This window comes from Streptomyces sp. NPDC059003 (assembly GCF_042740445.1).
GTDB lineage: Bacteria > Actinomycetota > Actinomycetes > Streptomycetales > Streptomycetaceae > Streptomyces.
Window position 1 is genome coordinate 1 of record NZ_JBHYJH010000211.1, and the last position, 13323, is coordinate 13323.

Here is a 13323-nt window from a genome sequence, read left to right on the forward strand (position 1 = left end):
GCCTTGGTGTCCGCGCGGACACCAAGGCCGATCCCGTTTGCCGCCTCCCGCTCACCGCCGTACGAACGTGTCCACCGCCGTGTCGAAGTGCCGCCGCGCCTCCTTGGCCCGCGGCACCGGGCCCGACACCCACACCTCGTATCCGCGGCCGCCCTCGTCCCAGCGCAGGTCGAACGTGCGCCGGGTGCCCTGGGTGTACTGCCACAGGGCGGCGGGGCGGCCGTTGCGCGTGGTCTCGGTGACCTCGCCCGCGCGGTAGCCGGGCTGGCGCTCCGGGCCCTCGGCGTCGGCGCGGCGCTGCGCGGCCAGCGGACCGCCCGGCCGCGGAGCCGCCGCCGCGACGCCGACGCGGAAGGCGCCGTCCGGCGAGGTGTAGAGGGTGCGAGGACCGTCCGTACCGCGCGCGTAGCCCCGCGGCACGGCGAGGGCGAAGCCGCGCGGGTCCTTGGCGAGCCGGTAGCCGCGCGGCACGTCCGGGGTCGCGGGGCCCAGGGTGTCGGGGGTCTTGGTGACCGTGGACGTGGCCGTCGAGGTGGCGGTGGACGTGGCCGTCGCGGTCGGCTCGGTGCGCGGGTCCGCCGTGCCCTGCGACGCCGAGCTCGGCCGCGTACCGCCACCGTCGCCGTCGCGCCCGAGCAGCAGGGCCGCGGCCGACACCGCGCCGCCCGCGACGGCCGCGACGAGGACGGCGGCGATCAGGACGGCCCGGCCCTGACGGGGATTCAGGGGGCGCGGGCGGTGGAGCCGTCCACCGGGGCCCGGGCCGAGGCCGGACACGTCGGCCGTGGCGGACGCGTCGGACAAGGAGTTCGGGAGCAGGGGCAGATCACGTGGCGGGCGCCGCGGACGCAGCGCCGGACGCGGCAGCACGGCGCCCGCCCGGTCCCCGGGCAGCCTCGGCATGGTCCCCGTCGCCATGTACGTACGCAGCAGCCGCTCCGCCTGCGTCGCGTCGAGCCGCCGCTCGGGGTCCCGGTCGAGGAGGCCGAGGACCAGCGGCGCGAGGGGCGCGGCGGCGGGCGGCGGGCGTATCTCGTCGAAGACCACGGCGTGCAGCACCCCGCCGATCGAGTCGCGCCGGAACGGCGACTCGCCGCTGACCGCCGCGACCAGCAGCGCCCCGAGCGACCACAGGTCGGACGCGGGCCCGGTGCGCTCGCCCGACATGCGCTCGGGCGCGGTGTACTCGGGCGAGCCGACGAACGACTCGCCCTCGGTGAGCGTCGTCGCGCCCGACACCCGCGCGATGCCGAAGTCCGTGAGCACGACGCGGCCCGTGGCCTCCTCGATGAGGACGTTCGCGGGCTTCAGATCGCGGTGCAGGACCCCCGCCGCGTGCGCGGCGCGCAGCGCGCCGAGCAGGTCGAGGCCGACGCGGGCGGCGGCGTGCGGGCCGAGCGGCCCGGCCCTGCCGATGCGCTCGGCGAGGGAGCCGCCGTCGATGAACTCCATGACGATGTACGGGCGTTCGTCGTGCACGACCACGTCGTGCACCACGATGATGTGCGGGTGCCGCAGCTGCGCGACCGCCCGCGCCTCGCGCAGCGTCCGCTCGCGGTGGCGCGCGGCCTCCTCGTCGGAGAGCGCCTCGTCGACCGCGAGCTCCTTGACGGCGACGCGGCGGCCGAGGAGCTGGTCGGTCGCGCGCCAGACGACACCCATGCCGCCCCGGCCGAGGCGCGCCTCCAGGCGGTAACGGCCCGCGATCACACGGGTGTTGTCACCCAGGATCCCCATGCGGCCATCATGCCCCACAGGTAAGGTCACGGATCCGATCGGCGCTGGTGGGACCCCGGAACGGCCAGTTCAAGCCTATGGGGACACGGGCCTTTCGGCGGCGCGGGCGTCCGGGACGCGGGGGCGTCAGCCGTGCCAGCCGCGCAGCACCGCGTCGAACTGCGACCGCGTCTTGTCCCAGCTCTCCTCGGGCCCCGACATGTAGATCATGTACTCGACGCCCTCGCGGCTGACGTACCCCTGCTCGATGGCGCGCCGCGGGCCCCTCGTCGTGTCGCTCGCACCGGCCGTCCAGCTGAACTCCCACAGAGCGCCGGGCCGGTCCCGGAACGAGTTGGAGTTCAAGTGCAGACGGCGGTACTTGGGCAGGTCGCTGACCTGCTTCTCCAGGTCGAGCTGGTGGGCGTAGGGCGTGTCGAAGTCCGGGCTGCGGTCAACGCTGATGCGCACGAAGTGGCGGCCGTTGTCCGGCGTGTAGTCGATCTGGCTGCCGTCCACGCGGCGCGTCCAGCCCTTGGGCAGCATCAGGCTGAAGCCCTCCACGTCGCGCACGCGCACCCAGTCGGCGGGGATGCCGCCGACGAGCTCGCCGTCGTCCTTGCCCTTCTTCTGTCCGGTCCCCTTGTCACCGCCCGTGCCGGCCTGTGTGTTCTTGTCGCTGTCGCCGCCCATGGACAGGTACGCGAACGCGCCACCGCCGCCGAGCAGCGCGGCCGCGACGACCAGCGCGACGACCCGCGGCATCCGGCGCCTGACCGGCCGTCCCGCGTACGGGCCGTGGTCCGCGGTCGCCGTGGCCGTCTGCGTGGGGGGCGTGCCGTACGGGACGCTCGGCGCGGCCTGGGGGTGCGGGCCCTGCGGGTGCTGCGGGCCCGAGTGCTGGGCGTGCTGGGGCGGCTGGGGCGGCCGCTGGTCGGTCCGCGTCGGCACGTACGCCTGCGCGGTGCTCGGCCGCCGTCCCTCCGCCGCCTCCGCGAGCATCTGCTCGGCCTCGTCCGGGTCGGGGCGAGTGGCCGGATCCTTGCGCAGCAGGGCCGCGATGACGGGGCCGAGCGGGCCCGCGTGGGCGGGCGGCGTGGGCTCCTCGGTGACCACGGCCTGCATGGTGCCGAGCGGCGAGGTGCGCCGGAACGGCGAGTTGCCCTCGACCGCCGTGTAGAGCGTGGCGCCGAGCGCCCACAGGTCGGCCGCAGGACCCGGGTCCTTGCCGCTGACCCGCTCGGGCGCCAGGTAGTCGACGGAGCCCACGACCTCGCCGGTGCGCGTGATGGTCGCGTCGCCCTCGATCGCGGCGATCCCGAAGTCGGTGAGCAGGACGCGCCCGTCGTCGGAGAGGAGCACGTTGCCCGGCTTGATGTCGCGGTGCAGGACCCCGGCGGTGTGCGCGGCGCGCAGGGCCCGCAGCACCCACAGGCCGATCCGGGCGGCCTCGCGCGCCTCGACGCGGCCCTGGTCCCGGACGGCGTCCGCGAGCGAGCGGCCCTCGACCAGCTCCATCACGATCCACGGCCGGTCGTCGTACTCCAGGACGTCGTGCACGGTGACGACGGCCGAGTGGTTGATCTGGGCCTGGGCGCGCGCCTCCGTCTGCGTACGCGTGAGGAGCACCGCGCGCTCGGCCTCCTGCACCCACTGTGCGGCCGTCAGTTCCTTGACGGCGACGGCACGGTGCAGCACCTCGTCCCGCGCGCGCCAGACCCGCCCCATGCCTCCGGTGCCGATGGACTCACCGAGCCGGTAGCGGCCGGCGAGGAGCAGGCCCTGCATCTGATTCACGTTCCCCCGCAGTTGGTCTTGACAGGGCCCAGACTGTTGACAGTGCCAAGGTTAAGGATGCATGGGGAAACGGGGAACGGCCGGGGGTCCTGAGAGACCGCACTGTGACGGAGGTGCACCCGGTTTCCCCGCGTACGGAGCGGTCGCTTCCGGTTAGTCGGGGTCCTGGTCCGGGGCCGCGGCGAGGTCAGCCGGCGACCCGGTACGACTTCGACGCCTGCTCGTACAGCCGGTCCACCTCGTCCCGCTCGGCCTCGGGCCCGCGCACCTGCACCACGTGGTACTTGCCGCCCACGACCATCGCGAGATTGCGCACGAAGACCTCGGTGCCGTCGGTGGCCTGCCAGGTGAACTGGCCCTCGGCCATGGCCCGCCCGCCCACGTCGACGCGGCGCATCCCGCTGGACGTGGCCCAGGAGGAGTCGCGGAACGGCTGGAGTTCGCGCTCGCCCTCCTTCTGGTACTTCATCGGGTCCGTGCCGTAGTCCCCGGTGCTGTCCCGGCCCGGCACGACGAGCAGCTCGAACTTGCCGTGCGTGTACAGGACCTGGCCGCGGCCGTTCACCTGCTGCCTGCTCCAGCCGTTGGCCACGGCGACCCGGAAGCCCTCCTCGTCCTTGCGCACCGTGAAGCCGGGCGCCAGGTCGGCGTCGGTGGTCTGCGGCTCCTGCGAAGCGGGCGACTCTTCCGGGGACTTCCCCGGCCCGCCCTTCTCGCCGTCGTCGGGCTTGTCCTTCTCATCGTCCTTGCCGCCGGTGCCGGGGCGGGCCTCGTCCGGCGCGGGGCTCACCTCACCGGCGTTCCCGGTGCCGCCCGCGCCGTCGCTTCTCTCCGCCTTGGGCATGAACGCCATCGCGTACACGACGGCCGCCACGAGGCCCGCGAGGATGACGATGAGCAGCGTCCGGCCGAGCGAGCGCGGCCCGCGCGCGGGCCGTGGCGCGCGCTCCGGGCGCGGCGCCTTCACCGGCTTCGTGTCCCGGGCGCGCTCGCGGGCGCTCTCCCGGCCGCGCTTGTGTCTGCCGTGCCCGTTCCCGGTGGGGACCGGCGCCGGGGGGCGGCGCTTGCGCACGACCTCGCCGCGGCGGCGTACGACGGGCAGCCTGCCGCCGTCGTACGGCGGGGCCGGGACCACGTGCACCCCGGCGTCCGGCTCGGGCGCGGACCGCACCAACGACCGCAGCCAGCCGCTCAGTTCCTCGAAGTCGATCCGGTCGGTCGGGTCCTGGCGCAGCAGCGACTCGACGACCGGCCGCAGCGGCCCGCACTCCTCCGCGAACGCGGGCGGCTCCGCGCACACCAGCTGGACGAGCTCGGCGGTGCTGTCCTCCGGGTACGGGGCGTGGCCCTGGACGGCGCGGAAGAGGAGCGCGCCGAGCGCCCACAGGTCGGTGGCGGGGCCGATGGGCGCGGCCAGCTGCCAGTTCTCGTGCACGGGCCCGGCCTGTTCGGGCGCCCAGCGCTCGGTGACCGCGCCGACGACGGTCATCCGCGCGTGCCGGGCGCGCTCGGCGGCGAGGGCGGTGGTGGGGCCACGGCGGGGCCTGCGCTCCTGCGGCTCGCCCCAGCCGCCGTCGTACCCGTGGCCTTCGCTCCCGACGCCTTCGCTCTCGACGCCGTCGCTTTCGACGCTGTTGCCTTCGGGGGCGGGGGCGGGGGCTGCGGGGGCCTTGGTCAGGTCGGGTGCGGGGTGGCGCTGGATCTCGCTCCGGGGCTGGATCTGGCCCCGGCCCTGGGCGGGAAGTCCGTGCTGCGTGCCGCGCTCGGCGTGGGTGCCGCGCTCCGCGTGGGTGCCCTCGGCCAGGGCGCGCTCGGCCAGGGTGCGGGGTGCGGTGGGCGCGGGCGCGGCCTGGGCGGGGACGCCGCCGCGCGGTACCGCCCCGTGCCACGGCTTCTTCTCCCGGCCGTTGCCCCGGACCCCGTACGGGTCGGAGATCCGCCCGACGGCGCCGCCCGAACCCTCCGGACCACCGGAGCTGTGGGACCCCTCCCCCATCTCGGGCGCGGTGTCCAGGTCGACGTCCGCCCCGCTCACCCGGGCCGCGGCCCGTGCCGCGCCCGCCCGGTACGCGGCGATCGCCCCGGCCCGCGCCGCCCGCGGATCGTGCTCGACCCCGCCGTAGGGCTCCGCGCCGCTGCCGTATGGCTCGGCACCGCCGTACGAACCCGTGTCGCCGTACGCGTCCGGCTCCTCGTACGAGTCCGTGTCGCCGTACGCATCCCGGCCCGCGTGCGGCTCGGGCTCCGCGTCCCCGTACGGATCCTGCTCCCCGTACGGATCCGTCTCCCCGTACGCCTCCGGGTCGCCGGAACCGCCGTACCGCTCGCCCTCGTCCGGCCCCTCGGCCTCGATGCCGCCGTCGGAACCGGCCGCGGCGCCCGGATCGGCCGTGAAGCCCGAGAAGTCGTCCTCCTCGGGGCGCGGGTCGTACCCGCACAGCGCCTCTTCCGCCGCGCCCGCCGCGAGGCCCGTGAGCAGCACGCGCCCGTCGTCGCAGACGAGCACCGTGCGCGCGGTGATGTTCCGGTGGACCCAGCCGTGCGCGTGCAGGACGCGCAGCGCCGTCACGACGTCGGCGGCGACCTCCGCCGCCCGGAACGGGTTCAGCGGCTTGTCCGCGAGCAGCGCCGCCAGCGGCCGGGCCGCGACCAGCTCGCTGACGATCCACAGCGAACCGTCCTCCGCGAACACGTCGAAGACCTGGTCGAGGCGCGGGTGGTCGGGGATGCGGGCGGCGGCCTGCGCGGCCTCTATGGCCCTGCGCACCGCCGGGTCGCTGGGCCTGCGCGTGGCCCGCGACGCGGGACGCCGCGCGCCCCGGCCCGAGGACCTGCCCGCGCTCCTGAAGCCGTCGGGCAGCCCGCCCGGCAGCACATCGCTCAGGTCGCCGTCGCCGAAACCCTCGTCGCCGACGACCTCCGCCTCGACGACCTCGGGCAACGGCACCTGCCTGACCAGGACTTCCTGGCCGCTGTAGGTGTCGAAGGCGCGGGTCTCCGCGAGTTCGTACTCATCGGCCGGCGGCAGCGGCAGGCGGTAGCGGTCGGCGAGTACCCGTCCCGCATAGTCGTCCACGATGCCTCCCCCAACCGCCCGGTGGTCAATTCCGTTCGTTTTACGGCTCGTTGCGGCTGCTTACCCTCCGCAAGCACTCACGATACGTCCCCCGACCGGACCGTAATGAGGGGTTGCCGGATCTCACACCGTCACTTCTTGGGCTCGAACGTGCGCGTGAACGTCCGCCACGTGGCCTTGCGCCGGTCGCCGTCCCAGTCGTCCGCCTTCGCCGTGTACATCAGGCCGTAGCCGAGGCCGCCGTTGACCACGAAGCCGCGGTCCACCGAGCGGAACTTGGTGCCGCCGTCCACGTAGGTGAACTCCCAGTCGGCCGTGAGCCAGCCGCGGAAGTCCACCTTCTCTATGCGGATCCGCTTGTACTGGGCCCGGCGCATGCCCGACTCCTGGTTCTTCCAGTCCGCCACCGGGTTGTCCTTGGGCGCGGTCGTCCAGCCGACGAGCAGCTTCTGGCCGTCCGGCCCGGTGAAGCGGGCGCCCGCGCGGTCCGTCGACCCGAACTTCCAGCCCTTGGGCAGGCCGATCGAGAAGCCCTGCGGGTGCTTGTACGTCTCCTCGGCGCCGTCGTCGCTCGGCTTGTCCTTGCCCTTGTCGTCCCCGCCGATGGGCGCGCCCTGCCCCGCGTCGTCGTCCTTGCCGGAGTCCTGCCCCTCGCCCTTGCCCTGGTCGCCCTTGGCGTCGTCCTTGCCGGCGCCGGACCCGCTCCCGTCCTTGCCGGAGTCCTTGCCCTTGCCGTCGCCGCCGGCGGTCGCACCACTGGAGGAGGACTTGTCCTGGCTGCCCTTGGCTCCCTTGTCGCCATCGCCGCCGCTGAGCGCGAAGGCGAGGACCGTGCCGAGCACGGCGAGCACGACGACCACCGCGATGATCACGAGGGTGCGCCGCGGCACGACGTCCGTGAGCGGGGCTCTGGGCGGCGGCGCGGGCGGCCCGGACGGGACGCCGTGCGCGGTGCCGAGCGGGGGGTTGGGCGGAGCGCTCGGCGGGGTGCCGGGCTGCGCGGGGATGCGCGGGGCGGGTGGGGTGCTCGGGCTTCCGGCCGCGGGGGTGGAGCTCAGGCCGGGTCCGGCCGCCGCGGCTCCGGCCCCGGCTCCCGTGGCGGCCGCGGTCCCGCGTCCGGCGCCGTCGGTACCGGCGGCACGGTCGGCGTCGCCCGCGGCCTTCCGGTCCCCCGCGCCGAGCGCCCCGCCCGCCGTCCCGGCAGCGGTCGCACCGGCGGTCCCGGCAGTCCCGGTGAGCCCCGTGAGTCCGGTGGTCCGGCCGGTCCCGGCCGAGGTGCCCTTCGCGGCGGCACCGCTGTCGGCACCGCCCGGGGTGGCGCCGCCGACCGCGGTGCCGCCCGTCGTGCCCCCGCGCGTCGCCGCACTAGCCGCCGCGCCGCCCGCCGCCGCGCCACCTGCCGTCACCCCGGCCCCGGCGCTCCGGGACGTCGTCGCCGCGGCCGCCTTCTTGCGCACCGAGCGGAACGCGCCCTTCAGCCGCTCGGCCGCCTCCTCACCCTTGCGGCCCTCACCCTTACGGCCGCCGGACGAGCCGGGACCCGGCGCCTGCGGGGGCACGGGCGGCAGCGGCACGACCTTCGTCGCCTCCACCGGCTCCACGTGCCCGTGGTCCTCCGGGGTGTCCGGGCCGTTGACGACGTCGAGGAGCAGCGCCCGCGCGCCCGCGTCGTCGAGCCGCTGCTCGGGGTCCTTGGCGAGCAGGCCGTAGATGACCTTCTCCAGCAACGGACCCGCGTTCTCCGGCGGTTCGACCGCCTCGGTCATCACGGCGGTGAGCGTCGCGATGGCCGAGCCCTTGTCGTACGGAGGCACGCCCTCCACGGCCGCGTACAGCAGGCCGCCGAGCGACCACAGGTCGGCCGCGGGGCCCGGCTTGTGCCCGCGCGCCCGCTCCGGCGAGATGTACGAAGGGGCGCCGACGAGCATGCCCGTCGACGTGATCGACGGGTCGCCCTCGACCTGGGCGATGCCGAAGTCCGTCAGGACGACGCGCCCGTCCTCGGCGATCAGCACGTTGGACGGCTTCACGTCGCGGTGCAGGATGCCCTCGCGGTGCGCCGAGCGCAGCACGTCGAGCACGGCGAGGCCGACCTCGGCCGCGCGTCTCGGCGTGAGCAGCCCGTCCTCGCGGACGGCCTCGGCGAGGGACTTGCCCTCGACGAGCTCCATCACGATCCACGGCCGGTCGTCCTCGTCGACCACGTCGAAGACCGTCACGGCGCTGGTGTTGCGGATGCGCGCGATCGCCTTCGCCTCGCGCAGCGTGCGCGTGATGAGCCGCCGCTTCTCCTCCTCGTCGATGCTCGACGGGAAGCGCAGCTCCTTCACCGCGACCGTGCGGCCGAGCGTCTCGTCCTTCGCCCGCCAGACCGTGCCCATGCCGCCACGGCCGAGCACGTCACCGAGCCGGTACCGGCCCGCGAGGAGACGCGCGCTCTGATCCTGACGGGCTCCGCCCGTCTGCTCCGCCTCCGACATGCGTCCCCTCAACTACCCGCACAACCCGCCCTGACAGAGCCCCCATTGTCCCTCACCCGGGGACCGGTCAACGCCGCGGGTCCGATGTCCCACATGGTGGACTTCCCGGCCGAGCGAACCCGGCGCACCACCCCAAACCCCCCTGTCCATACCCCCCTTGGTCGCCCTCCTCCGGTCAAACCGCCTTATCCTGGCGTGTCTCTCCTTGACAACTTCCCGACAAGACCTCTACAGACAGGACTTCTGCGGACGGATCCCCCGGAGACGGACCCCCAGCCGAAGCCCCCCTGCCCCAGCACTCCAGCCCCCCAGCCACCCACAGGCGCAGCCCTACAGCGGCACGATGTCCGGCGCCCCGAGCCGGGCCGCGTCCGCCGTCAGGTCGTCCGGCTGGCGCTGGGACTCGCGCTCGGCCTCCACCCGCTTCTCGTAGTGCTGGACCTCGCGCTCGATCTGGTCCTTGTCCCAGCCCAGCACCGGCGCCATCAGCTCCGCGCACTCGCGGGCGCTGCGCGTGCCCCGGTCGAAGGTCTCGATGGAGATGCGGGTGCGCCGCGTGAGCACGTCGTCCAGGTGCCGGGCGCCCTCGTGCGACGCGGCGTAGACCACCTCGGCGCGCAGGTAGTCGTCGGCGGCGGCCAGCGGCGCGCCGAGGGCCGGGTCGGCCTCGACCAGCTCCAGGACCTCCTCCGCCAGCGAGCCGTACCGGTTCAACAGGTGCTCCACGCGGACCACATGGAGGCCCGTGCGCGCCGCGATGCCCGCGCGGGCGTTCCACAGCGCCCGGTACCCCTCGGCGCCGACCAGGGGGATGTCCTCCGTGACGCAGTCCGCGACCCGCTGGTCCAGGCCGTGCACCGCCTCGTCCACGGCGTCCTTGGCCATGACGCGGTACGTCGTGTACTTGCCGCCCGCGATGACGACCAGGCCGGGGGCGGGGTGGGCGACCGTGTGCTCGCGGGAGAGCTTGCTCGTGGCGTCCGACTCCCCGGCGAGCAGCGGGCGCAGGCCCGCGTACACCCCCTGGACGTCGTCGCGGGAGAGCGGGACCGCGAGCACCGAGTTCACATGCTCGAGCAGGTAGTCGATGTCCGCGCTGGAGGCCGCGGGGTGGGCCTTGTCCAGGTCCCAGTCGGTGTCGGTGGTCCCGACGATCCAGTGCCTGCCCCAGGGGATGACGAACAGGACGCTCTTCTCCGTGCGCAGGATCAGGCCCGTCGTCGAGCTGATCCGGTCCTTCGGTACGACCAAATGGATGCCCTTGGAGGCGCGGACGTGGAACTGGCCGCGCTCGCCGACCATCGCCTGGGTGTCGTCCGTCCACACGCCGGTCGCGTTCACGATCTGCTTGGCGCGGATCTCGTACTCCCCGCCCGCCTCGACGTCCTGCACGCGGGCGCCGACGACGCGCTCGCCCTCGCGCAGGAAGCCGGTCACCCGCGCGCGGTTGGCCGTCTTCGCCCCGTACGCCGCCGCCGTGCGGACGAGGGTGGCGACATAGCGGGCGTCGTCCATCTGCGCGTCGTAGTACTGCAGGGCCCCGACCAGCGCGTCCTTCTTCAGGCAGGGGGCCACACGCAGGGCGTGACGCCGGGTCAGGTGGCGGTGGACGGGCAGGCCGCGGCCGTGGCCCCTGGCCATCGACATCGCGTCGTACAACGCGACGCCCGAGCCCGCGTACACCCGCTCCCAGGCCTTGTGCTGCAAGGGGTAGAGGAACGGCACCGGCTTCACCAGGTGCGGGGCGAGCCGCTCAAGGAGCAGACCGCGCTCCTTCAGGGCCTCTCTGACCAGGGCGAAGTCCAGCATCTCCAGATAGCGCAGGCCGCCGTGGATCAGCTTGCTCGACCGGCTCGACGTGCCCGACGCCCAGTCCCTCGCCTCGACCAGGCCCGTGGACAGGCCGCGCGTGACCGCGTCGAGCGCCGTGCCCGCGCCGACCACGCCGCCGCCCACGACGAGCACGTCCAGCTCGCGCTCGGCCATGCCCGCCAGTGCCTCGGCTCGCTCCGCCGGCCCCAGAGTCGCTGTCCTCACCGCTGCCTCCCGTGCTCGTCGGGTGTGGTCGCGCTCACATCATGCCCAGATTCTTGTCGCGCGCGCCGACTTCAGCCACCGCCTGTGGACAACACTCCGACGACGGAGGCAGCCCAATACGGCAAATCGGTCATATTTACTCCTAGTCTGACATTGCGCTGCCCCATCTTGTCCACAGGGCTTGCGCCATCGTCCCGCTCCGGCTACAGGGAAGGACGGCTCACGCCATGCCAGCTGATCTCGCCGTCATCGGCCTCGGCCACCTCGGCCTGCCCCTCGCGCAGGCCGCCACCGCAGGCGGCATCGCCACCGTCGGCTACGACCCCGGCCGCGCACCCGAGCTCGCGAGCGGCCGTCTCCCCGGGGACGGCGCCGAAGGAGGCCTCACCGCCGCCGACGTCCGCCGGATGCTCTCCGGCGGCTTCCGGCCGACCACCGACCCCGCCGAGCTCGGCCGGGTGCGCACCGCCGTCATCTGCGCCCCCGCGCCCCGGGCCGCGGACCGCTCGCTCGACCTGGGCCCGGTCGCCGATGCCGCCCGCGCCCTGGCCGCGCGCCTGCGCCCGCACACCACGGTCATCCTGGAGTCCCCCGCGCACCCCGGAACCACGGAGGACTTCCTGCGCCCCCTCCTCGAAGAGGGCTCGGGCCTCAGCGCGGGCCGCGACTTCCACCTCGCCTACTCCCCCGGCCGCCTCGACCCGGGCAGCCGCACCCACGGCTACGCGGGCACCCCCAAGGTCATCGGCGGCCTCACCCCCGCCTGCACCGAGTCCGCCGCCGCCTTCTACGGCCGACTCACCGACAAGGTGGTACGCGCGCGTGGACCACGGGAGGCCGAAACCGTGCACCTCCTGGAGACCAACTACCGCCACGTGAACATGGCGTTGGTCAACGAGATGGCCGTGCTCTGCCACGACCTCGGCATCGACCTGTGGGACGTCATCCGCTGCGCCGAGACCAAGCCCTTCGGCTTCCAGGCCTTCCGCCCGGGCCCCGGCGTCGGCGGCCACGGCGCCCCCCTCGACGTACCGAGCCCGGCCCGCGGCGCCCGCCCGCTGCGCATGGTCGAGCTCGCACAGGAGGTCAACGACCGGATGCCCCGGTATGTCATCCAGCGCGCCGCGACCCTGCTCAACGAACACGGCAAGTCCGCCCGCGGCGCCCGCGTCCTGCTCCTCGGCGTCACCTACAAGCCGGACATCGCCGACCAGCAGGCCGCCCCCGCCCAGGAGATTGCCGTCCGCCTGATGGAGCTCGGCGCCGCCGTCAGCTACCACGATCCGTACGTCGCGCACTGGAGCGTTCTCGGCCATCCGGTGCCCCGCGCGGACACCCTCTACGAAGCGGCGGCCGACGCCGACCTGACGATCCTGCTCCAGCACCACCGCACGTACGACCTGCAAGGCCTGTCGGTGAAAGCCCAACTCCTGCTTGACACCCGGGGCGCGACCCCCGCGGGCGCCGCCCACCGCCTCTGATCCTTCCGCCAACCCACTGGGGCCCGTCCGTCACTGCTGCTACCGTGCGGATCCAGCCATTTCCCGCACACCAGTGCGCTCAGGTCCCAGGGGGAATCCAGATGACGCAGCCCACGCCACCGCCATACGGACAGGACGGTCAGCCCTACGGGGCCCCGCAGCAGCCGTACGGCCAGCCCGGCTACGGCTACCCCCAGCAGCCTCAGCAGCCCTACGGCCAACAGCCGCAGCAGCCCCAGCAGCCGTACGGCCAGCAGCCCTACGCCCCGTTCCCGCCGCAGCAGCAGGGCTACCAGCCCCCCATGACGGTCCCGGCCCCGCCGCCCCCGGCCCGCGACAACGTGGGCCTCGGCCTCGTCGCCGCGTTCGTGACCGCCCTGGTCGCGGCGGGCGTCTACGGAGCGGTCATCGGCGCCACGGAGCGCGAGATCGGCTGGGCCGCGATCGGTGTCGGCGCCCTCGTGGGCCTGGTCGCGGGCAAGGTCGGCGGCCGCAACCCCGCGCTCTCCGTAGTGGCCGCCGTCCTGTCCCTCGGCGCCGTCTACCTGGGCCAGCTGGTCGGCGCGGCCATGGTCGTCGCCGACAAGGTCAACGTCGGCTTCAGCGAGATGTTCTTCGACCACTTCGACCTCCTCCAGGAGGGGTGGAAGGAGGACGCCGACGCCATGACGTTCGTGTTCTTCCAGATAGCCGCGGTCGCGGCGTTCGGCGGCGCGACGCGCGCGGCGCAGTAACC

Annotated in this window: 7 protein-coding genes; 2 read left to right on the plus strand and 5 right to left on the minus strand. The window is 74.4% G+C overall.

Annotation, left to right across the window (positions count from 1 at the left end; genetic code table 11):
* Positions 1 to 51 precede the first annotated feature (51 nt).
* The 5 genes from ACFWZ5_RS40300 to ACFWZ5_RS40320 form a co-directional block, all read right to left on the minus strand.
* Positions 52 to 1737, minus strand: a complete 1686-nt coding sequence (locus tag ACFWZ5_RS40300; RefSeq protein WP_384805111.1) for a serine/threonine-protein kinase — start codon at positions 1735 to 1737, stop codon at positions 52 to 54.
* 126 nt (positions 1738 to 1863) lie between these two features.
* On the minus strand, positions 1864 to 3504 hold the full coding sequence (locus ACFWZ5_RS40305) for a protein kinase (protein WP_384805109.1): 1641 nt from the start codon (positions 3502 to 3504) through the stop codon (positions 1864 to 1866).
* 196 nt (positions 3505 to 3700) lie between these two features.
* A complete protein-coding gene (locus ACFWZ5_RS40310; RefSeq protein WP_384805107.1) occupies positions 3701 to 6589 on the minus strand; it encodes a protein kinase in 2889 nt (962 codons plus the stop codon).
* A gap of 131 nt (positions 6590 to 6720) precedes the next feature.
* Complete coding sequence (locus ACFWZ5_RS40315) at positions 6721 to 9069, minus strand: serine/threonine-protein kinase (protein ID WP_384892213.1); 2349 nt, start codon at positions 9067 to 9069, stop codon at positions 6721 to 6723.
* Positions 9070 to 9399: 330 nt separating this feature from the next.
* Complete coding sequence (locus tag ACFWZ5_RS40320; protein WP_384805973.1) at positions 9400 to 11106, minus strand: glycerol-3-phosphate dehydrogenase/oxidase; 1707 nt, start codon at positions 11104 to 11106, stop codon at positions 9400 to 9402.
* Positions 11107 to 11333: 227 nt separating this feature from the next.
* Here ACFWZ5_RS40320 and ACFWZ5_RS40325 point away from each other — a divergent pair, with 227 nt between their 5' ends.
* Entirely contained in the window at positions 11334 to 12587 is a 1254-nt protein-coding gene (locus ACFWZ5_RS40325; RefSeq protein WP_384805975.1) for a nucleotide sugar dehydrogenase, read from the plus strand.
* 101 nt (positions 12588 to 12688) lie between these two features.
* A complete protein-coding gene (locus ACFWZ5_RS40330) occupies positions 12689 to 13321 on the plus strand; it encodes a hypothetical protein (protein WP_384892216.1) in 633 nt (210 codons plus the stop codon).
* The last annotated feature ends 2 nt before the right edge of the window (positions 13322 to 13323 follow it).

What these genes read in the sequence shown, in the direction of transcription:
- ACFWZ5_RS40325 (WP_384805975.1), top strand. Translation starts at nt 11,334, where the DNA reads ATGCCAGCTGATCTCGCCGTCATCGGCCTCGGCCACCTCGGCCTGCCC.
- ACFWZ5_RS40315 (WP_384892213.1), bottom strand. Translation starts at nt 9,069, where the DNA reads ATGTCGGAGGCGGAGCAGACGGGCGGAGCCCGTCAGGATCAGAGCGCG.
- ACFWZ5_RS40305 (WP_384805109.1), bottom strand. Translation starts at nt 3,504, where the DNA reads ATGCAGGGCCTGCTCCTCGCCGGCCGCTACCGGCTCGGTGAGTCCATC.
- ACFWZ5_RS40300 (WP_384805111.1), bottom strand. Translation starts at nt 1,737, where the DNA reads ATGGGGATCCTGGGTGACAACACCCGTGTGATCGCGGGCCGTTACCGC.
- ACFWZ5_RS40330 (WP_384892216.1), top strand. Translation starts at nt 12,689, where the DNA reads ATGACGCAGCCCACGCCACCGCCATACGGACAGGACGGTCAGCCCTAC.